The sequence below is a fragment of the Bradyrhizobium sp. R2.2-H genome (assembly GCF_004346455.1).
GTDB lineage: Bacteria > Pseudomonadota > Alphaproteobacteria > Rhizobiales > Xanthobacteraceae > Bradyrhizobium > Bradyrhizobium diversitatis.
Window position 1 is genome coordinate 182781 of the sequence record NZ_SMBR01000005.1, and the last position, 21015, is coordinate 203795.

The 21015-nt window shown below is 65.2% G+C and carries 12 protein-coding genes; 5 read left to right on the plus strand and 7 right to left on the minus strand.

Annotated elements, in window-relative coordinates; all coding sequences use genetic code 11:
- Nucleotides 1-110 precede the first annotated feature (110 nt).
- From EDE08_RS14995 to EDE08_RS15005, 3 genes are all read left to right on the plus strand, one after another.
- A complete protein-coding gene (locus EDE08_RS14995; RefSeq protein ID WP_131869585.1) occupies nt 111-716 on the plus strand; it encodes a K(+)-transporting ATPase subunit C in 606 nt (201 codons plus the stop codon).
- Between the two features lie 237 nt (nt 717-953).
- Nucleotides 954-3677, plus strand: coding sequence for a DUF4118 domain-containing protein (locus tag EDE08_RS15000; protein ID WP_131869586.1), 2724 nt, complete (start codon nt 954-956; stop codon nt 3675-3677).
- Nucleotides 3674-4363, plus strand: a complete 690-nt coding sequence (locus tag EDE08_RS15005; RefSeq protein WP_131869587.1) for a response regulator — start codon at nt 3674-3676, stop codon at nt 4361-4363. The genes EDE08_RS15000 and EDE08_RS15005 overlap by 4 nt, the downstream gene beginning before the upstream one ends.
- Before the next feature lie 126 nt (nt 4364-4489).
- On the opposite strand, the gene ku is transcribed toward EDE08_RS15005, so the two are convergent.
- A complete protein-coding gene (gene ku / locus EDE08_RS15010; RefSeq protein ID WP_131869588.1) occupies nt 4490-5374 on the minus strand; it encodes a non-homologous end joining protein Ku in 885 nt (294 codons plus the stop codon).
- A gap of 116 nt (nt 5375-5490) precedes the next feature.
- On the opposite strand from ku, the gene ligD reads away from it, so the two are divergent.
- Nucleotides 5491-8178: a DNA ligase D gene (gene ligD, locus EDE08_RS15015; RefSeq protein ID WP_131869589.1), complete on the plus strand. Its 2688-nt coding sequence runs from the start codon at nt 5491-5493 to the stop codon at nt 8176-8178.
- Between the two features lie 124 nt (nt 8179-8302).
- Here the strand turns inward: ligD and EDE08_RS15020 are convergent, their stop codons facing one another.
- A complete protein-coding gene (locus tag EDE08_RS15020) occupies nt 8303-8467 on the minus strand; it encodes a DUF3309 family protein (protein ID WP_074117325.1) in 165 nt (54 codons plus the stop codon).
- Nucleotides 8468-8648: 181 nt separating this feature from the next.
- Between EDE08_RS15020 and EDE08_RS15025 the strand changes: the two genes are divergently transcribed.
- On the plus strand, nt 8649-8966 hold the full coding sequence (locus EDE08_RS15025) for a polyhydroxyalkanoic acid system family protein (protein ID WP_131869590.1): 318 nt from the start codon (nt 8649-8651) through the stop codon (nt 8964-8966).
- 2 nt (nt 8967-8968) lie between these two features.
- Here EDE08_RS15025 and treY read toward each other — a convergent pair whose 3' ends face one another.
- From treY to treS, 5 genes are read right to left on the minus strand one after another with little or no spacing between them, the layout of a single operon-like run.
- Nucleotides 8969-11755 carry a malto-oligosyltrehalose synthase gene (treY, locus tag EDE08_RS15030; RefSeq protein WP_131869591.1) on the minus strand — a complete coding sequence of 929 codons (2787 nt, stop codon included), beginning with the start codon at nt 11753-11755 and terminating at the stop codon, nt 8969-8971.
- A gap of 1 nt (nt 11756) precedes the next feature.
- The gene (gene treZ, locus EDE08_RS15035) at nt 11757-13505 is read right to left on the minus strand and encodes a malto-oligosyltrehalose trehalohydrolase (protein WP_131869592.1); all 1749 of its coding nucleotides are present in this window, start codon (nt 13503-13505) and stop codon (nt 11757-11759) included.
- Nucleotides 13502-15580 carry a glycogen debranching protein GlgX gene (glgX, locus tag EDE08_RS15040; RefSeq protein ID WP_131869593.1) on the minus strand — a complete coding sequence of 693 codons (2079 nt, stop codon included), beginning with the start codon at nt 15578-15580 and terminating at the stop codon, nt 13502-13504. The genes treZ and glgX overlap by 4 nt, the downstream gene beginning before the upstream one ends.
- A 3-nt stretch (nt 15581-15583) precedes the next feature.
- Entirely contained in the window at nt 15584-17722 is a 2139-nt protein-coding gene (gene glgB / locus EDE08_RS15045; RefSeq protein ID WP_131869594.1) for a 1,4-alpha-glucan branching protein GlgB, read from the minus strand.
- The gene (treS, locus tag EDE08_RS15050) at nt 17715-21008 is read right to left on the minus strand and encodes a maltose alpha-D-glucosyltransferase (RefSeq protein WP_131869595.1); all 3294 of its coding nucleotides are present in this window, start codon (nt 21006-21008) and stop codon (nt 17715-17717) included. Before treS ends, glgB begins: the two co-directional genes overlap by 8 nt.
- Nucleotides 21009-21015: the final 7 nt, after the last annotated feature.

The following is a 21015-nucleotide window of genomic DNA, read 5'->3' on the forward strand; positions in this document are numbered from 1 at the left end:
GCCCCGCTGGTGGCCTCGCCCTTCGAGACGCCGCCCAAGCGCGGCTCCTCAGGGTGAGGGTCTAATTTCTGACTCGTGCTTGCAGTGACGAAGTAAATAGGAGACCCAACATGCTCAGAGAAATCCGCCCCGCCATCGTCCTCTTGCTGGCACTCACCGCCATCACCGGTCTTGCCTATCCGCTGGCGATGACCGCCATTGCCGGTACATTGTTTCCCGTGCAGGCTCAGGGCAGCCTCATCGAAAAGGACGGCCAGGTGATCGGCTCCGCCCTGATCGGGCAGGAGTTCAAGGACGACAAATACTTCCACGGCCGCCCCTCGGCGACGGTTGCGCCGGACCCGAATGATTCGACCAAGACGGTGTCGGCCCCCTACAACGCCGCCAATTCGGGCGGCTCCAACCTCGGCCCGACCAGCAAGGCGCTGGCCGATCGGTTGAAGGAAGATGTGGCCAAGCTCAGGGCCGAGAATCCGAACGCCCCCGTGCCGGTCGACCTAGTGACGACCTCGGCCAGCGGGCTCGACCCGAACATCTCGCCGGAAGCGGCGCAATTCCAGGTGCCGCGCGTGGCAAAGGCGCGGAATCTGCCTGAGGATCAGGTCAGGCAGCTCGTGACCGCCAACACCGAAGGCCGTCTGCTCGGCGTGCTCGGCGAACCCAGGGTTAACGTTCTGGCGCTGAATCTCGCGCTCGATCGCATCGCCGCCAAGTAGCAGTCTAGGCTCGCGGCGCCCGGATGGTTATATTTGGGACGAAGCCTTCTTCTCCCTCTCCCCGCTTGCGGGGAGAGGGTTGGGGTGAGGGGGAGTCTCCACGACGACGGTGACAATTGGACTCGTGGAGGCTCCCCCTCACCCGAAATTCAAGCTGCGCTTGAATTCCGGCCTCTCCCCGCGCGCGGGGAGAGGCGAAGAGGCAGGCGAACAACCTAACGAGCCGTAACCGCCCTGATGGTCCGAGAGCGCCGCGATCCCGAACAACGTCCCTCTCCCGAAGCGCTGCTGGAAGCCGCGCGCCGGGAGGAGAGCGCGAGCGGCAAGCTGAAGATCTTCGTCGGCGCCGCGCCCGGCGTCGGCAAGACCTACGAGATGCTGCAAAGCGCCCATGCCAAGCGCAAGGCCGGCATCGATGTCGTGGTCGGTTTCGTCGAGACCCATGGCCGCGCCGAGACCGAGGCGCTGGTGCGCGATCTCGAAGTGGTCCCGCGCAAGAGGCTGGAATACCGCGGCCAGATCGTCGAGGAGATGGACCTCGACGCGGTCATCGCGCGACGGCCGCAGATTGCGCTGGTCGACGAACTCGCCCACACCAATGCGGCCGGCAGCCGCCATCCCAAGCGCTATCTCGATGTCGAGGAACTGCTCTCCCACGGCATCGACGTCTATACGGCCGTCAACATCCAGCACATCGAGAGCCTGAACGACGTCGTTGCCCAGATCACCCATGTCCGGGTCCGCGAGACCGTGCCGGATTCGGTGTTCGACCGTGCCGATGCGATCGAGCTGATCGACCTCACGCCCGACGATCTGATCCAGCGGCTGAAGGAGGGCAAGGTCTATGTGCCCAAGCAGGCCGAGCGGGCGCTGGAGCATTATTTCTCGCCGGGCAATCTCACCGCGCTCCGTGAGCTTGCACTGCGGCGCACCGCCGAGCGGGTCGACGAGCAGCTCCTCACCCACATGCAGGCCAATGCCATTGCCGGGCCCTGGGCCGCGGGTGAGCGCATCCTCGTCTGCGTCAGCGAGGATCCGCGCGCCGCCGGCCTCGTGCGCTACACCAAGCGGCTGGCCGACCGGCTGCATGCGCCGTTCACCGCGATTTCGATCGAGACGCGGCGATCCCTGCAATTGTCCGACGAGGAGCGCGATCGGCTGGCCGACACGTTGCGGCTGGCGGAAGCTCTCGGCGGCGAAGCGCTGACCATTCCCGCCGTCGGCCGGCGTATCGCCGACGACGTCGTCAATTTCGCGCAAGGCAACAACGTCACCCAGATCGTGATCGGCAAGTCGACGCGCTCGCGCTGGTTCGAGATGACGCGCGGCTCCGTCGTGCACGACCTGGTGCGCCGCGCCGGCAACATCACCGTCCACGTCATCGCCGGTGACGAGCTGCCCGGCGAGGCTGCGCCAAAGACGGCGGTGCAGACTGCCGCGCGCTCGGAGCCGTTTGATCCGCTGCCCTATCTGAAGGCACTCGGCATCGTGCTGATCGGTCTCGGCGCGGCCGAGCTGATTCAGCCGCGGTTCGGCATCGAGAACGTCGACCTCGTGCTGCTGACGGCGGTGGTCGCGGTCGCGGTCCGCTATGGCCTGTGGCCGTCCCTGCTGGCGACGGTCGCGGCTTCGCTCTGCTACAATTTCTTCTTCATTCCGCCGATCTACACGTTCACGATCACGGATCCGACCAACGTGGCCGCCTTCGTGCTGTTCATGGTGGTGGCGATGATCGTCTCCAATGTCGCAGCGCGCGTGCGCACGCAGGCCGATGCTGCGATCGGCCGGATCAGGATGACCGAGCAGCTCCATGCCTTTAGCCGCAAGCTCGCCGGCACCGCCACGCTCGACGACGTGCTGTGGGCGACGGCCTATCAGATCGCGTTGATGCTGAAGGTGCGCGTAGTGCTGCTGCTGCCGGAGGAGGGGCTGCTCACGGTGAAGTCCGGCTACCCGCCGGAGGACGAGCTCGACCAGGCCGACCTCGCGGCGGCCAACTGGGCCTGGAGCAACGATCGCCCCGCCGGCCGCGGCTCGGACACGTTGCCGGGAGCAAAACGCCTGTTCCTGCCGATGCGCACCGGGCGGGGTCCGATCGGTGTCATCGGCATCGACAACGATCGCACCGGCCCGCTGTTGACGCCGGACCAGCGTCGGCTGCTCGATGCGCTGGTCGACCAGGGCGCGCTCGCGATCGAGCGCGTGCTGCTGGTCGAGGACATGGACCGCGTCAAGCGCACCGTCGAATCCGAGCGGCTGCGCTCGGCGCTGTTGACCTCGATCTCGCATGACCTGAAGACGCCGCTCGCCTCTGTGTTGGGGGCGGCCTCCACCATGCGCGATCTCTCCGGTGCCCTCTCCGACACCGAGAAGCGCGACCTGCTCGCCACCGTGATTGACGAATCCGAGCGGCTCAACCGCTTCATTGCCAATCTGCTCGACATGACCAAGCTCGAATCCGGCGCCATCGTGCCCAACACGGCGCTGCACGATCTCGGCGAGATCGTCGGCAGCGCGCTCAGGCGCGCCAGCAAGATACTCAACCGCCACAAGGTCGAGCTGGTGCTGGCCGCCGATCTGCCGATGCTCCTGCTCGATGCCGTGCTGTTCGAGCAGGTGCTGTTCAATCTGCTCGACAATGCTGCCAAATACGCGCCACCCGAGACCATGATCTCGATCCGCGGCCGGCGCGACGGCGGTCATGTCGTGCTCGAGATCGCGGACGAGGGAGCCGGCATTCCGCCCGGCGAGCTCGAGAGCGTGTTCGACAAATTCTATCGCGTTCAGAAGGGCGATCACATCCGTCCCGGCACGGGGCTCGGGCTCGCCATCTCCCGCGGCTTCGTCGAGGCGATGCGGGGCACGATCTCCGCTGCCAATCGCGGCGAGCGGAGCGGCGCGATCCTCACCATTCGCCTGCCCATTCCGGCAGAGAGCCCCGCATTGGATACCGCCGCATGAGCGCTGCTCCGATCAAGGTCCTGGTCATCGACGACGAGCCGCCGATCCGCAAATTGCTGCGGATGGGGCTGACCACGCAAGGCTATGAGATCCTGGAGGCGTCGAACGGCAGGACTGCGCTGGAGAAGCTTGACGAAGAGCCGGCGCTGATCATCCTCGATCTCGGCCTGCCCGACGTTCAGGGGCACGAACTGCTCCGCACCATCCGCGCCCGCAACGAAGCCGTGCCGATCGTGGTGCTGTCGAGCCGCGGCGACGAGGCCGGCAAGGTCCAAGCGCTCGATCTCGGCGCCGACGATTATCTGACCAAGCCGTTCGGCATGGAGGAGCTTTTGGCGCGCCTGCGCGCCGCGCTGCGCCACCAGCTTCAGGTCAAGGGCGAGCGCCCTGTGTTCCGAACCGGCGATCTCTCCGTCGATCTGGTCCGCCGCATCGTCAAGGTCGGCGAGCGCGAGGTGAAGCTCTCGCCGAAGGAGTATGACCTGTTACGCGTGCTGGTGCAGCACGCCGGCAAGGTGCTCACCCACCGCTTTCTGCTGAAAGAGCTGTGGGACGAACTGACCGACGCGCAATATCTGCGCGTCTATGTCCGCCAGCTCCGCCAGAAGATCGAATCCGACCCGGAACGGCCGCAATACGTGCTGACGGAAACCGGGATCGGGTATCGGCTGAAGGCGGGGGATTGATCCCCGTTGTCATTCCGGGGCGCGCCTCTTGGCGCGAGCCCGGAATCCATTTCTCCTCCCGTCACGCTTGGCATGATGGATTCCGGGCTCGATGCTTTGCATCGCCCCGGAATGACGGTTGGGTTGTCACCCCGCCTTCCTGTGCCGCGCCGTGGACCGATGCGCCTTCTTCGCGCCTCGCGGCCGTCCGGTCGCGCGCCGCGCATGCGACTTCGTCGCCGTCTTCTTCCCGCCGCGTCCCTTCAAGCTCTGTTTCAGCGCGTCCATCAGGCTGACGACGTTGCTCGGTCGCTCCTCGGGCTCCGGCAGCTCGATCTTCTTGCCGCTGGCCTTGCGCTTCACCAGCGCCTTCAGCGCGTCCTCGTACTCGTCTTTGAACTTGCCGGGGTCGAAATGCGCCGCCTTGGTGCGCAGGATATGGCCGGCGAGCTCGACCATGTCCTTGGTGATCTTCGGGCTCTTGATGTCGTCGAAGAACTGGTCCTCCTCGCGCAGCTCGTAGGGGAAACGCAGCGTCGTGCCGAGCAGGCCCTTGCCGAGCGGCTCGATCGCCATCACGTGCTCGCGGTTGGTCAGCACGATCTTGGCGAGCGCAACGCGTTCCTCGTCCTTCATGGCGTCGCGGATCACGGCGAAGGCGTCGACCGCGGCCTTGCCGTCGGGCGCGATGTAGTAGGGATGGTTGAGATAGCGCTGGTCGATTTCATCGCGCGGCACGAAGCTCTCGATGTCGATGGTGTGATTGCTCTCGATCTGGACCGCTTCGAGCTCCTCCGGCTCGATCTCGACATATTTGCCCTTGCGCAGCTCGTAGCCTCGGCCCTTCTGGTCGCTCTCGACGACGTCACCGGTCTCGGAATCGATCATCTGCTGCTTGAGCCGGTTCCCGGTCTCGCGGTTGATCAGATGAAACCGCGTCTTCTCGGCCGCCGTCGTCGCCGGATAAAGCACGACCGGGCAGCTGACCAGCGACAGCTTCAACGTTCCCTTCCAATAGGCGCGCGGGGCCATTCCGTTCTCCAGCGTTTTCAAGGCGTTTTGGAACCCCAACCGTCCCATAGGGTTTTGGTTCCGGGCGGGACTTTCGCCGTGATAGGCTTAATGCCGAAAGAGAAGCGGGACCGGTCGTGCTGCAAAAACTCTCCACTTACCGACAGAAGCGGGATTTCGAAAAGACGCCCGAACCATCGGGCAAGAGCGCCGTGGCGCCGTCGAAGCAGCGGCGCTTCGTCATCCAGAAGCACGACGCCAGCCGCCTGCACTACGATCTGCGACTCGAATTCGACGGCGTATTCAAGTCCTGGGCGGTGACGAAGGGACCCTCGCTCGATCCGCACGACAAGCGGCTGGCAGTCGAGGTGGAAGACCATCCACTCGACTATGGCGATTTCGAAGGCACGATTCCGGAAGGCCAGTACGGCGGCGGCACCGTGATGCTGTGGGACCGCGGCACCTGGGAATCGGACGATCCGGAAGCCGGCTTCAAGAAGGGCGATCTGAAGTTCACCCTGCACGGCGAGAAGCTGCATGGAAGCTGGGTCCTGGTGCGGATGCGCAACCGCGGCGGTGAGAAGCGGACCAACTGGCTCCTGATCAAGCATCGTGACGAATATGTCCGCGAAGGCGCGGACAACGACATTCTCGAGCAAGACAGGTCCGTCGCCTCCGGCCGCGCGATGGAGCAGATCGCCGACGGCAAGGGCCGCGCGCCAAAGCCGTTCATGCTGGCGAAGGGCGCCAAGGGCAAAGCCGACGCCGTCTGGCAGTCCAACCGTGCCGGGGACGCGAGGGGGCACACGGTCAAGCCGGCACCACGCGCGGCGTTGAAGGTCGGCAAGACCTCCAAGACCAAGGCGGCGAAGAAGAAGGCCACGACGGCGACCAACGCGAAGAAGGTCGCGGCGATGCCGGATTTCGTCGCGCCGCAGCTCTGTACGCTGGTGGAGCGGCCGCCGACCGGTGAGGGCTGGTGCCACGAGATCAAGTTCGATGGCTATCGCGTGCAGCTCAGGGTCGAGGACGGCGAGGCGACGCTGAAGACGCGCAAGGGTCTCGACTGGACCGGCAAATTCGCCTCCATTGCCAAGGAAGCGGCTGCGCTGCCCGACGTGATGATCGACGGAGAGATCGTCGCGCTCGACCATAATGGCGCGCCGAACTTCTCCTCGCTGCAAGCTGCGCTGTCGGACGGCAAGACCGACGAGCTGATCTTCTTCGCCTTCGACCTTCTCTTCGCCGAAGGCGAGGACTACCGCCGGCTGCCGCTCGACGAGCGCAAGGCCCGGCTGAAGGAATTGCTGGACCAGCGCAAGCGGAAATCGAGCCAGATCCGCTATGTCGAGCATTTCGAGAGCGGCGGCGATGCCGTGCTGCAATCGGCCTGCAAGCTCGAGCTCGAGGGCGTGGTGTCGAAGAAGCTGGATGCTCCGTATCGTTCGGGGCGCACCGAGAGCTGGATCAAGTCGAAATGTCGCGCCGGCCACGAGGTGGTGATCGGCGGCTACAAGACCACGAACGGCAAGTTCCGCTCCCTGATGGCCGGCGTGCAGCGCGGCGATCATCTCGCCTTCGTCGGCATGGTCGGCACCGGCTTCGGCGCGGACAAGGTCAAGCGCATCATGCCGGAGCTGAAAGCCATGACGGCCAAGGAAAGCCCCTTCGGCGGCAAGAATGCGCCGAAGAAGACCCGCGACGTGCACTGGCTGAAGCCGGAGCTCGTCGCCGAGATCGAGTTCGCGGGCTTCACTGCCGACGGCAACATTCGCCAGGCGGCGTTCAAGGGATTGCGGCAGGACAAGCCGGCCGAGGAGGTCGAGGCGGAAAAGCCTGTCGATACCGAGCTCGCCAAGCCCTCCGCCAGGAAGGCCGCGCGCACGAAGGCGGGCCGGCAACCGAAGCAGACCGCTCAAAATGCCGAGGTCATGGGTGTCGTCATCTCCAAGCCGGACAAGGAGCTCTGGCCCGACGACGGCGATGGCGGCGTCGTCACAAAGCTGGACCTTGCCCGCTATCTCGAAGCCGTCGGCGAATGGATGATCGTGCACCTCAAGGGCCGGCCGTGTTCGCTGATCCGCGCGCCTGATGGCATCAAGGGCGAATGCTTCTTCCAGCGCCATGCGATGCAGGGGACGTCGAACCTTCTGGAACTCGCAAGGGTCTCCGGCGATCGCAAACCCTACCTCCAGATCGATCGGATCGAGGGGCTCGCCGCCGTGGCGCAGATCGGCGGCGTCGAGCTGCATCCCTGGAATTGCGCGCCTTATGCCTATGACACGCCGGGCCGGCTGGTGTTCGATCTCGATCCCGCGCCCGACGTCGACTTCGCCGACGTCGTCGAGGCGGCCAAGGAGATGCGGCAGCGCCTTTCCGACATCGGCATGGACAGCTTCTGCAAGACCACGGGCGGCAAGGGCCTGCACGTCGTGGTGCCGCTGCTCCACGGCGCGCGCGACAAGGTGAGCTGGAAGGAGGCCAAGGCCTTCGCACAAGGCGTCTGTCAGTGGATGGCCGACGACGATCCCGAACGCTACCTGATCAACATGTCGAAGAAGCTGCGCAAGGGAAAGATCTTCCTGGATTATCTGCGCAACGACCGCATGTCGACGGCGGTGGCCCCGTTGTCGCCCCGGGCGCGCGCCGGGGCCACGGTATCGATGCCGCTGACCTGGGCGCAGGTGAAGAGCGATCTCGATCCCAAGCGCTACACGCTGCGCACCGTCCCGGGCCTGTTGCCGCGGTCGAAGGCGTGGGAGGACTATGACGATGCCGCCGCTTCGATCAAGGCGGCGATGAAGAAGCTGGCGGGGAAGAAGTAGGGTGGGTTAGCCGCAAGGCGTAACCCACCTCTTTGGTTTCCGCAGAGACAGAAGTGGTGGGTTACGCCAAGCAGTCTGCGCTTCGCGCAGTCCGCTCGGCTAACCCACCCCACGGAGTCCCGTCCTAGATCCGTCCCATCAGCAGCAGGATCAGCAGGATGATGATGACGAGCCCGAGGCCGCCGCCGCCATAATAGCCGGTGCCGTAGAACGGCCCGCCGCCGATGCCGCTGAAACCGCCAAGCAGGGCGATGATCAGAATGATCAGAATGATCGTGCCGATTGACATGCGAGTCTCCTCCAGCCCTCTGTTGCAAGGGTCGTTTGCACCTGTCCCGTCGTGCGGGGGCAACTTGCCGCAGGTTGTAAAGTTCCCGCGTTGAAACAAGGCCGAGGGTCCAACATGCATGGAACCTTTGCAGGTGCGGCGGGCATGACTATGTGGGAAGAGCCATCACCGGACAGCAATCATGTCAGCACCGCTTGTCGTTTCAATCCCGCATCGTCTCGGCCGCGAGGAGGCGGTGCGCCGGCTCAAGACGGGGCTTGGCCGCGCCGCGGCAAGCATTCCGGTGATGCAGGTCGAGGAGGAACGCTGGAGCGGCGACAGCATGAATTTCCGCATCCGCGCGCTCGGGCAGATCGCGACCGGTCAGGTCGACGTCGCCGACGATCAGGTCAGGGTCGAGGTGATGCTGCCCTGGCTGTTGCAGCGCTTTGCCGAGATGGCGCAGGCGACGATCAGGAAGCGCGGCCAGTTGCTGCTGACCAAGGACGGCGGCAAGTAGCTTCAGCCGCGCACGCGCTGCCGCATCGGCTTCACCGCGTTCGCTGTCCGCGCTTCGATGACGGCTACGGCAAGATCGCGCCAGGCCTGCGCGACCGGTACTTCGGTCCCCGCAAGGCCCGTCGCGGTGTAGCCGGCGATGTCGACGGTCGCATCGATGCCTTGCATCGCGGGCCATTCCCGGCCGCCTTGCGTGAATGGCGCGAAATGACGCCCGACCACGACGATCGCGGCCGCGCGGCCATGACGGCGCGCAAAGGCGATCACGTGGTCGGCATGTGCGCCGCGCACCTCGAGCGGCTGATAGTCGCCCCGGGCGAATACGTCGGCGAGTCCATTGCGCAGCTTGAGAAGATGTCGCGTCCAGGCCAGCTTGAGCTGGCCGTTCGGCCAGGACTTGATCACGCCACTCCAGTCCGGAGCTTCCAGTGAGGTCAGTGCGGCGTGGCGCGCGGCAAAGTCGACCGGACGGCGGTTGTCGGGGTCGACCAGCGACAGGTCCCAGAACTCGGTGCCCTGATAGAAGTCCGGCACGCCGGGCAGCGTCGCCTTGAGCGTGAGCTGGCTCAGCGAATTCAACGTGCCGAGCAGTGCGACGCGGCGAGCCAGCGTTTGCAATGCCTCCAGGAATTCTGCGGACCGGGCGGGATCGAGGATCTTCGCGACGAAGTCCCGGATGCCATTCTCATACGCTTCATGCGGATTGAGCCAGCTCGTCTCCTCTTTGCCCTCGCGCGCGGCCTTGAGGGCATAGGCCTGGATGCGCTCGACGAAAGCGGCATCGGCCGGCTCCTCGAGCGGCCAAGCGCCGAGCAAAATCTGGTAGAGCATGTATTCGAACGTCGCCGACGGCGCGCGGAAATTACCCTGGTGTGCGAGATGCGGTGCGTTCAACACTTTCCAGCGTGCTACCGCGCTGGTCCATTCGCCGGGAATCTCACTCAGCGCCGCGATGCGCGCGCGGGCATCCTCGCCGCGCTTGGTGTCGTGGGTGGCGGTCGCGGTCATGCCTTGCGGCCATTCCCTGGCGCGCGTCTGCATGGCCTGGTGGAAGGCGGGAATGGCAAGGCCGGTGCTCGCGGGATCGCCGCCGACCTCGTTCAGCGCAAGCAGCCGGTGGAATTGATAGAACGCGGTGTCCTCCAGCGACTTTGCCATCATCGGCCCGGTGAATTGCTGCACCTTCAGCGCGAAGCGGCGCACGCGCGGGGCGCTGTGCGGGGGACGGCCGGGCTTGAGCAGGTCCATGGTGAGGGCGTCGCGCAGGAAGTCGAAAATGCCTTCGTCGGCGGCAAACCACTCCCCGCGGGCGCGCTCGATGGTGTCCTCGATCAGCTTGCGGTCCGGTGCCGTCGGGCCGCTGTGCGTGAGGTAGGTGCGATAGACCGGGAAATGCAGCACATAGAGCTCGAGCGCCTGTCGCAGGCTGTCGGCCGAGAAGTCCCGTGTGGAATAGTGCCCGTTAGCGATGCGCGCGAGCAGACGCGACAGCACGGTGAATTCGCTGGCGAGCAACGTCTCCAGGACCCGCCGCTTGGCGTCCTTGACGTAAGGCGCAAGCCGCGGCGGCCGGTTGCTGATCTGCCGCCAGGTCTCGTCCAGCGCTTCGAGGCCTTTGGGATCGACCAGCACTTGGGTGATGACATTCATCCATTCATAGCCCGTGGTGCCCTGGACGCCGGCGAACTTCGGCAGGCGCTCGTGCTCGCACAGGATCTTTTCGATCACGGTATAGAACGGCTTCGTGTTGCCCTGGGCGTCGCGCACCAATCGGCGCAATCGCTGGCAATATTGTGCGGGGTCACGCAGGCCGTCGATGTGATCGAGCCGGATTCCCTGTAATTTGCCGTCGGCGATGAGCTGCTTCACCAGCCGATGCGTGGCGGCAAATGTGCCTGGATCCTCGACGCGCAGTCCGGCGAGCCCATTGACGTCGAAGAAGCGACGATAGTTGATGTCGCTGGAGGCAAGCCGCCAGTGCCCGAGCTTGTAGTGCTGGCGCTCCAGCAGATGATGCAGCGTCAACGTCTGCGCCGGGCGGTCCTTGCCGGCGCGATAGGCGGCAAGGCCGCGGCCGATGACGTCGGAGGCGCCCGCGATCTCCTTGAGCTCGGTCTTGAAGCCGGGAGCTTCCTTGCGATTGGGACGGCGCAGCCCCGTGTAGCGGGTCGCGAGTGACAGCAGGCGCTTGCCGGGCTCCGTTTCCGCCGCGTCCGCCTCCTTGACGATCACGCGCAGAATTTCGCCATAGCGCTCCGGTGCGATCGGCAGGCGATGCTCGAAATACCAGGCGGAGAAACTTCCCTCGTCGGGATCGTAGCGCAGCTCGATGTCGCCGCGCTCCAGCGCCTCGCCGTAGGACGAGCCGAGGATCGGCAGCAGCACGCCGCCGCGGGCGCGGAAGGCCAGTTGATCCCAGTCGATGTCGAAGGAGGCGGCGTGCGGCGAGGCCTGGCCCCATTCCAGCACGTCGAGCCACCAGGGATTGTCGGCGAAATGTACGCCGACATGGTTGGGCACGAAATCGATGATGAGCCCGAGGTCGTGCTTGATCAGCGCCTCGCTCAGTCGTGCGAAGCCGGCCTCGCCGCCGAGCTCGGGATTGAACTGGCTGTGATCGACGGTGTCGTAGCCGTGGGTCGAGCCCTTGCGGGCCTTCATCACCGGCGAAGCATAGAGGTGCGTGATCCCTAGCGCCTTGAGATAGGGGACGACCGCGGCAGCCTTGTCGAAGTCGAAATCCGCGGTGAGCTGGAGCCGGTAGGTCGCGAGCGGAATGGCGGGAGGCATTCTAACCTCCGAGGCGCCAGACCACCGACCAGGGCGCGAGCCGCTCGCCGGCGCCGCCCCAGATCGGCGTGCCGGCGCTGAGGGTGGAGGTGATCTCGTGATCCGACAGATTGGCGACGAGGCGCAACGTCGTGCCGTCGCCCATCCGCCAATGCGCGGTGACGAGGCCGTTGTCGGCCGCCTCGGCGTCGCCGAAGCTTGCGCCCTTGAGCCGGGGCACGATCTCCTTGCGACGCAGCGCGAGCAGGTCTTTCACCAGCGCGAGCCGTGTGTCCTGTTGCGGCGTGCGGCCGGTCCAGTCGAGCACCGCGGATTGCAGCGTTGCCGGATCGAACGGGTCGGGCACTTCGTCACCGTATTTCTCGTAAGCCCAGCCATATTCCTGCCTACGACCCTTGCGCACGGCCTCGGCGAGTCCGCCGTGGAAATCGCAGAAGAACGGGAAGGGGACTGTCGAGCCCCATTCCTCGCCCTGAAACAGCATCGGCACCATCGGCGCGAGCAGGGTCACTGCGAGGGCGGCCTCGATCTGTTCTGGCGATGCCAGGCTTTCCAGCCGTTCGCCAAGCGGACGGTTGCCGATCTGGTCGTGGTTCTGCAGGAAATTGACGAAGGTCGCCGGCGGCAGCTCACCGCTCGGCTCGCCGCGCGGCCTCTTGCCCCAGAATTCCGAGATCTCGCCCTGATAGACGAAGCCCGAGGCGAGCGCGCGTGCGAGGTCCATGCGCGGCGTCTGGTAGTCGGCGTAGTAACCGGCGAGCTCGCCGGTCAGCATCACGTGCCAGACGTGATGATAGTCGTCGTTCCACTGGCCGCGATACTTGCCGTTCGGCGGCTCCTGCGCGGCGTCGAGCAGGCTGGCGCGGTTGTCGCCGTTCTCCAGCACGAGATGGATGTGGCGTCCCGTGGCCTTGGCGAGCTCGCCGGCGGCAACGCTCAGGTCCTGCAGCATCGATTGCTCGCCGGGGATCGCCATGATGTGGTTGGCGGCATCCAGCCTGAGGCCGTCGAAGCGGTAGTCGCCGAGCCAGGACAGCGCGTTCTCGACGGCGAAGGCTCGCGCCTGCGGCACGCGATAATCGATCGCGCTGCCCCACGGCGTGTGCGCATCCGTGAAGAAGGTTGGCGCATAGCGGCCGAGGTAGTTTCCTTCCGGGCCGAAATGATTGTAGACCACGTCGAGAAACACCATCAGCCCGCGCAGATGGGCCTCGTCGATCAGCGTCTTCAGGTCTTCGGGCCGGCCATAGGCGCTGTCGGGCGCATACCACAGCACGCCGTCATAGCCCCAGCCGCGGCGGCCCGCGAAATCGGCCAGCGGCATCAATTCGAGCGCGGTGATGCCGGTCGCCGCGAGATGATCGAGCTTGTCGATCATGGCGCGGTAGGTGCCTTCCTGTGTGAAGGTGCCGACATGAGTCTCGATCAGCACCGTCTCTTCCCAGGGACGGCCGCGCCATTCGCGCGCGCGCCATGTGAAGGCGTCGTGATCGATCACCTCGCTCGGGCCGAACACGTCTTCGGGCTGAAAGGCCGAAGCAGGGTCCGGCACGTCGATCTCGTCGTCGATCCTGAACTTGTAGGGACTACCGGCCGAGAGGCCGGCAATCTCGGCGACGTACCAGCCATCCTGCCGGCGCTGCATCGCGTGTCCGCGGTCGAGCAGGAGGTCGACGCGGCGCGCGGCGGGCGCCCATAGTCGGAACGACACGCCGTCCTTCGTCGGCCTCGCCCCGAAGGACGGTCTCATAGCGCGCCTGCGAAGGCGAGCACGGAGCGCGGCGGCGCCTTGCTATCGCTCCCGGGCAGGAAGTCGATCGTATTCAGCTTGGCATCGGTCGTGTTCAGGAGCTGCTGCCAGCTCTTGTATTCGGTCATCTTGGGCAATTTGAATGCGATCTCTTCGGGAGCGGCGTTCAGTACGATAAAGATCGCAGCCCCGCCCGGTTCCATCGGGCCCATCACATAGGAGAGAAACCGCCCGTCCGGGAATGTCCAGTCGCTCTCCGTCATCTCGTTGCCCTCAGGCGTCAGCCACAATGCGCCGTAGGAGATGCCGTCCTTGGGGCGGCCATCGAGCCAGCGATGGCTGCGGAGCTGCGAGAACCGGCGGCGGATGTCGGCGAGCTGGGCGACGAAGTCGATCATGTCGTCGCCGTCCTTGCCGAGGTTGTCCCAGCCGACCCAGCCGACCTCGTTGTCCTGGCAATAGGCGTTGTTGTTGCCGGACTGCGAGTTGCCGACCTCGTCGCCGGCGAGGATCAGCGGAACGCCCTGCGCCAGCATCAGGCAGGCCAGCACGTTCTTGCGCAGCTGCCGGCGCAAGCTGATGATATCAGGATCGTCGGTCGGCCCCTCGACGCCGCAATTGTTGCTGTGATTGTCGTTGGAGCCGTCGCGATTGTCCTCGCCGTTGGCCTCGTTGTGCTTCTCGTTGTAGCTGAAGAGGTCGGCGAGCGTGAAGCCGTCGTGAACGGTGATGTGGTTGATGCTGGCGCGCGGTCGCCGTCCGTCGTGATTGAACAGGTCGGACGAGGCGGTCATGCGGCTGGATATGTCGCCGATCAGGCTGCCTTCGCCGCTCCAGTAACGGCGCATGGCGCTGCGATAGCGGTCGTTCCACTCCGACCATTGCGAGGGAAAGGCGCCGACCTGGTAGCCGCCGAGGCCAAGGTCCCACGGCTCGGCGACGAGCTTGACGGTCGCCAGCACCGGGTCCTGCCGGACCGCGGTCAGGAACGAGCTGCCGCGATCGAAGCCGTTCGGCCCGCGTGCCAGCGTGGTGGCGAGGTCGAAGCGGAAGCCGTCGACGTGGCAGACCTCGACCCAGTAGCGCAAGGAATCCATCACCATCTGCAGCACGCGCGGATGGGTGAGGTTCACCGACGAGCCGCAGCCGGTGAAGTCGTCGTAATAGCGCGGGTTCTCGCGGTTCAGCCAGTAGTAGGAGGCGTTGTCGATGCCGCGATAGCACAGCGTCGGGCCGAGATGGTTGCCCTCGGCGGTGTGGTTGTAGACGACGTCGAGCATCACCTCGATGCCGGCATCGTGCAGCCGCGCCACCGTGGTGCGGAAGGAATCCAGTGCATTGTCCTGGGCGTAGCGCGGCTCGGGCGCGAAGAAGGACAGCGTATTGTAGCCCCAGTAATTGGCGAGCTTCTTTTCCACGAGGATGCGGTCGTCGACGAAGCTGTGGATCGGCAGCAGCTCGACCGTGGTGACGCCGAGCCTCTTCAGGTGCTCGATCATCGCCGGCGAGGACAGGCCGCCATAGGTGCCGCGCAGATTCGGCGGCACGTCGTCGCGCTTCTGCGTCAGGCCCTTGACGTGCGCCTCGTAGATGATGGTGTCCTCCCAGGGGATGTTGGGGCGGATCTCGCGGCGGCCCCAGTTGAAGGTCTCGTCGACCACGACGGCCTTCGGCATGCCCCGCGCATTGTCGCGCCGGTCGAAGGACAGGTCCTCGCGCGGGCTCCCGGTGCGGTAGGCAAAGTGCGCATCGCTCCAGACCAGCCGTCCGGCGAGCCGCTTGGCATAGGGGTCGAGCACCAGCTTGTTGGCGTTGAAGCGGTGACCGTGCTCGGGCTCGTACGGCCCGTGCACGCGGTAGCCGTAGAGCTGGCCGGGGGAGACGTCGTTGAGATAACCGTGCCAGACATCCTCGGTCTTCTCTGGCAATTCGACGCGCTCGAGCTCGCGGCGGCCTTGTGCGTCGAACAGGCAGAGCTCGACCTTCTGCGCGTTGGCGGAGAACAGCGCGAAATTGGTGCCGCGTCCGTCCCAGCTTGCGCCGAGGCGTGCGGGCGATCCAGCAGTCAGGCGCATCAGTCAGCTTTCCGGAACGAGGAAGATCGCAGCGAGCGGTGGAATGGTGAGGCGGAGCTCGCCGTCCTCGGCAAGAACTTCGCCGATATTCCCGACATTGCTGCCGCCATAATGGGCGGAATCCGAGTTGAGCACTTCCTTCCACTTGCCGCCAAGGGGCACGGGAACGCGATAGTTCTGGTAGACGTTCGGCGAGAAGTTGACGATCACCAGGCACCGCGCGTGCTCGTCGAATCCCTTGCGCAGCCAGGCGAACACGTTGCGGTTGGCGTCATCGGTGACCAGCCATTCGAAGCCGGCCTGGTCGCAATCCATCTGGTGCAGCGCCGGCACCGCGCGATAGAGCCGGTTGAGGTCGCGGATCAGCGCCTGGACGCCGGAATGGTACTTGTATTCGAGCAGGTGCCAGTCGAGCGACTGGTCGTGATTCCATTCGCGGCTCTGCGCGATCTCGGCACCCATGAACAGCAGCTTCTTGCCGGGATGGCCGAACATGAAGCTGTAATAGGCGCGCAAGTTCGCGAAGCGCTGCCACTCGTCGCCGGGCATGCGGCCGAGGATGGAGCGCTTGCCGTGCACGACCTCGTCATGCGACAGCGGCAGGATGAAGTTTTCGGAGAAGGCGTAGTGCAGGCCGAACAGGATCTCGCCGTGATGGTGCTTGCGGTAGATCGGATCCTTGCTGATGTAGCTCAGCGTGTCGTGCATCCACCCCATGTTCCACTTGTAGCCGAACCCGAGCCCGCCGAATTCGACCGGGCGCGAGACCTGCGGCCAGGCGGTGGACTCCTCGGCGGCGGTGGTCGCCTGCGGGAAGCGGGCGAACACTTCCGTGTTGAAGCGGCGCAGGAAGTCGATCGCCTCGATGTTCTCTCGGCCGCCATACTGGTTCGGAATCCACGCGCCGGGCGGGCGGCTGTAGTCGAGATAGAGCATGGACGCGACCGCATCGACGCGCAGGCCGTCGATCGCATAGCGCTCCAGCCAGAACAGCGCATTCGACACCAGGAAGTTCGTCACTTCGGTGCGGCCGTAATTGTAGATCAGCGTGCCCCAGTCGAGGTGGCGCCCCTGCAGCGGATTGGCGTGCTCGTAGAGCGAGGTGCCGTCGAAATGGCCGAGCCCGTGCGGATCGTCCGGGAAATGACCGGGCACCCAGTCGAGCAGCACGCCGATGCCTTCGCGGTGGCAGGCATCGACCAGTGTCGCAAACTCGTCGGGTGTGCCGAAGCGGCTGGTCGGCGCATAGAGTCCGGTCGGCTGGTAGCCCCACGAGCCGTCGAAGGGATGCTCGCTCACGGGAAGGAATTCGAGATGGGTGAAGCCCATGTCGCGGGCGTAGGCCGGCAGCTGCTCGGCCAGCTCGCGATAGGTCAGCCATTCATTGTCGTTCTTGCGCCGCCACGAGCCGAGATGGACCTCGTAGATCGACATCGGCGCCGACAGTGAATTGATGCCGTCGGGCGCCGGCCGCGGCCGCGGCAGGTGCGCTTCGTCGAACACGATGGACGCCGTCTTCGGCCGCACCTCGCTCGCGAACGCCAGCGGATCGGATTTCAGCGGAATCAGATGACCATGCGGGCCGATGATCTCGAACTTGTAGTGATCGCCGGCCTTCGCATGCGGGATGAACAGCTCCCAATAGCCGCTGCCGCGCACCCGCATCGGATGACGCCGACCGTCCCAGAAGTTGAAGTCGCCGACCACGGACACGCGGCGCGCATTCGGCGCCAGCACCACGAAGCCGATGCCGTCGACGCCATCGAGCTGCATCGGATGCGCGCCGAGCTTGTCGTAGAGGCGCTGATGGGTGCCCTCGCCGAGCAGGTAGAGATCAAAATCGGTCAGGATCGGCGGAAAACGGTAGGCATCCTCGAACTCGAAGACGTCGTTGCCGAACTTGGCGCGGAGCTGGTAGTGCTTCGAGCCATTGGGCAGGGCGCCGATGAACAGGCCGGAATCGTGGACGCGGTCGAGCGGGGCGACCTCGCCATGTTCGCCGACCGCCTCGACGTTGACGGCCTCGGGTAGAAACGCGCGCACCACGCTTCGACCACCCTCGGGATGCAGCCCGAGATAGTGGAAGGGATCGGAATGGCGGCCCTCGATGATCGCATAGGCCTCGGCAGGCAGTTTAGGCATGGGCTTCGCTCTCGGTACTGGACAGAATGCGAAGCAGTCCGGTCAGCGGCGCATGCAGCCCCTCAGGCCGGTGGGACAGCTCGTACCCTACTTCGTTGAATGCGTGATCAAGCAGGAAGAACCTCAACAGGCCTTCCGCGGCTTGCCGATCTTCCGGCCAGAGCCGCCGATCGGTCATGGTTTCGTGATAGGCCGACAAGAAGGTTGCGGTAGCGCGCTCGCGCCATTCGTCGAGCGCCGCCGAGAGCCGACCCTGCTCGTCGGAGGCGCCCTTGAGCGCGCGATTGAGGGCCGTGTCAATCGATACCTCGATCGAGTGGATCAGGCCCGCGACGTCGCGCGCAGCCGGCGCCTTGCGCCGCTTGTCGGCCAGCGGCACACGAGGATCGCCGTCGAAGTCGATGATGAAGATATCGTCCTTCACGATCAGAGTTTGCCCCAGGCGGAAGTCGCCATGATGACGGATGTTCAACCCGCCGATGCCGGAAGGCAATAGCGCATTCAGTCGGTCGGACAGGCTCGCACGGGCCTCCGCGAGCTGATCGATCAGCGGGCGGTCCGCCTCCCGCAGGCCGTCGCGGCTATCGGCCAGCCGGTCCAGAACCCGTTCGGCGCGTGCTTTGAGGTTGGATACCAGCTGCCTGATGTATGCGGAGCCGATCGGCTCCGGAGCGAGATCGTCCGGCTTTGCCGCCGCGAGAGCGACATGCAGCTCGCCGAGCCGCCGGCCGATCTGCGCGACGAAGTGCAGGTAAGGCGCCTGCCCCTGGGTCTCGCGGAGCTTCTCGCCCGCCGGCAACACGCGCTGCTCGTCGATATAGCGATCGAGATAGCCCGTGGTCACGGTCCAGCCGTCGCCCTGGTTCTCGACATAGGCGTGCAGCACGCCGAGCGCACTGTGCTGGTCACGGTCCACCAGCTCGACGCTGCCGAGCAGCGCCGGCGTGTTGGCGAAGCGCGCGACCTCGGTGAGATAGTGGCCGATCTCGATCTCGGGACTGATGCCGCTTTCGAGCCGGCGGTAGATCTTGGCGACGTACTGATTGTCGACCAGCGCGGTGCTGTTCGACTGCTCGATGGCGCGGATGCGTTCGGGCTCCTTGATGGTGTAGTCGCCGAACCGGCTGGTCGCCTTGAACTCCAGCCGCAGATTGTTCTCCTCAACCACCAGGTTCTGCGACAGACCCCGCAGGAACAGGCCAATGAAGATCTGCTCGGTTGCGACGTCGAGCAGCGTGCCCTCGCGCGCGCCCTGGCGCACGGCGGCCAGCGCCCTCGGGTTGAAGCGCTCTCGGTCGAAGCGCGCCCACTCGATCTGCATCGGCATCACGTAGCGCGTGATGACTTCGTTCCGCGTGGTCTCGAAGAACGCGATCCAGGGTCTGTTGTCGCCGATGTCGCTGAACGGCACCGCCGAGGTCAGCGTGGCCTTGATCTGCTTGGGATTGTGCTCGGGATACCAGCGCGTCCGTGACAGGAAGCCCGGCAGCACGTCGCGCTCGAACACGCCGCGCTCGCGGGCGAGCGAGACCCAGTTCGAGTTCACCGGCACGACCAGCGTCTCGAACTCCGGCACCGCGCGCGGCACCACCGGCTCGGACTTGTCGCGTTCCAGCAGCTGGAACCAGTAGAAGCCGTAGGGCCCGAGCGTGATCATGTAGGGCAGCTCGCCGATCGCGGGGAAGCGGGTGCGGCCGAGCATCTCCTGCGGGATGCGGTCCTTCCAGGGTGACAGGTCGAGCTCGGTCGCCTGTGCGGCGCGCGAGAGATTGGCGACGCAGAGGATCACCTCGTCGCGGTATTGCCGGACATAGGCCAGCACGGCGCGGTTGGCCGGGCGGATGAAGGTCATGCTGCCGCGGCCGAAGGCGAGCGTCGACTTGCGCACCGAGATCAGCCGCTTGGTGGCGCTGAGCAGCGAGGACAGGCTGCGCGACTGCGCCTCCACATTCACGGACTCATAGCCGTAGACGGGATCCATGATCAGCGGCGCATAGAGGCGGGCCGGGTCGCAGCGCGAGAAGCCGCCGTTGCGGTCCGGGCTCCACTGCATCGGCGTTCGCACGCCGTTGCGGTCGCCGAGATAGATGTTGTCGCCCATCCCGATCTCGTCGCCGTAATAGATGATCGGCGTGCCCGGGAACGACAGCAGCAGCGAGTTCATCAGCTCGATCTTGCGGCGGTCGTTGTCCATCAGCGGCGCAAGGCGCCGGCGGATGCCGACATTGATGCGCGCGCGCGGATCGTTGGCGTAGGTGGTCCAGAGATAGTCGCGCTCGACGTCCGTGACCATCTCCAGCGTCAGCTCGTCATGGTTGCGCAGAAACAGCGCCCATTGGCAGGTCGCGGGAATATCCGGCGTCTGGCGCAGGATGTCGGTGATCGGGAAGCGGTCCTCCTGCGCGATCGCCATGTAGATGCGCGGCATCAGCGGGAAATGGTAGGCCATGTGGCATTCGTCGCCGCGGCCGAAATATTCCTGCACGTCCTCCGGCCATTGATTGGCCTCGGCCAGCAGCAGCTTGCCCTTGGCGTAGGCGTCGAGCTCCTGGCGCAGCCGCTTGATGATGGCATGGGTCTCGGGCAGGTTCTCGTTCGAGGTGCCCTCGCGCTCGCAGAGATAGGGAATGGCGTCGAGCCGGAAGCCGTCGACGCCGGCGTCCAGCCAGCGCTTCATGACCTGGATGAGGGCGCTGACCACGCGTGGATTGTCGAAATTGAGGTCCGGCTGGTGCGAGAAGAAGCGGTGCCAGTAGAACGCGCCGGCCTCGGGATCCCAGGTCCAGTTCGATTTCTCCGTGTCAGTGAAGATGATGCGCGTGCCCTGGTATTTCTGGTCGGTGTCGCTCCAGACATACCAGTTGCGGGCGCTGGAGCCGGGATGGCTGCGCCGCGCGCGCTTGAACCATTTGTGCTGGTCCGAGGTGTGGTTGACGACGAGCTCAGTGATGACGCGCAGGCCGCGCTTCTGCGCCTCCTGGATGAAGCGCTTGAAATCCTTCATCGTCCCGAAATCGGGATTGACCGAGCCGTAATCGGCGATGTCGTAGCCGTCGTCGCGGCCGGGCGAGGGATAGAACGGCAGCAGCCACAGCGCGGTGACGCCGAGCTCCTGGAGATAGGGCAGCTTCTCGGTCAGTCCGGCGAAGTCGCCGATGCCGTCATTGTTGCTGTCGGCGAAGGCTTTGACGTGGAGCTGGTAGATGATGGCGTCCTTGTACCAGAGCTCATCCACGATCTCGGCAGCCTCAGCCTTCTTGGTGTCGACGGAAGACAGAACATTCATGGCGTGA

Coding starts and splice junctions, on each gene's coding strand:
- EDE08_RS14995 (WP_131869585.1), top strand. CDS start 111: ATGCTCAGAGAAATCCGCCCCGCCATCGTCCTCTTGCTGGCACTCACC.
- EDE08_RS15000 (WP_131869586.1), top strand. CDS start 954: ATGGTCCGAGAGCGCCGCGATCCCGAACAACGTCCCTCTCCCGAAGCG.
- EDE08_RS15005 (WP_131869587.1), top strand. CDS start 3,674: ATGAGCGCTGCTCCGATCAAGGTCCTGGTCATCGACGACGAGCCGCCG.
- ku (WP_131869588.1), bottom strand. CDS start 5,374: ATGGCCCCGCGCGCCTATTGGAAGGGAACGTTGAAGCTGTCGCTGGTC.
- EDE08_RS15020 (WP_074117325.1), bottom strand. CDS start 8,467: ATGTCAATCGGCACGATCATTCTGATCATTCTGATCATCGCCCTGCTT.
- EDE08_RS15025 (WP_131869590.1), top strand. CDS start 8,649: ATGTCAGCACCGCTTGTCGTTTCAATCCCGCATCGTCTCGGCCGCGAG.
- treY (WP_131869591.1), bottom strand. CDS start 11,755: ATGCCTCCCGCCATTCCGCTCGCGACCTACCGGCTCCAGCTCACCGCG.
- treZ (WP_131869592.1), bottom strand. CDS start 13,505: ATGAGACCGTCCTTCGGGGCGAGGCCGACGAAGGACGGCGTGTCGTTC.
- glgX (WP_131869593.1), bottom strand. CDS start 15,580: ATGCGCCTGACTGCTGGATCGCCCGCACGCCTCGGCGCAAGCTGGGAC.
- glgB (WP_131869594.1), bottom strand. CDS start 17,722: ATGCCTAAACTGCCTGCCGAGGCCTATGCGATCATCGAGGGCCGCCAT.
- treS (WP_131869595.1), bottom strand. CDS start 21,008: ATGAATGTTCTGTCTTCCGTCGACACCAAGAAGGCTGAGGCTGCCGAG.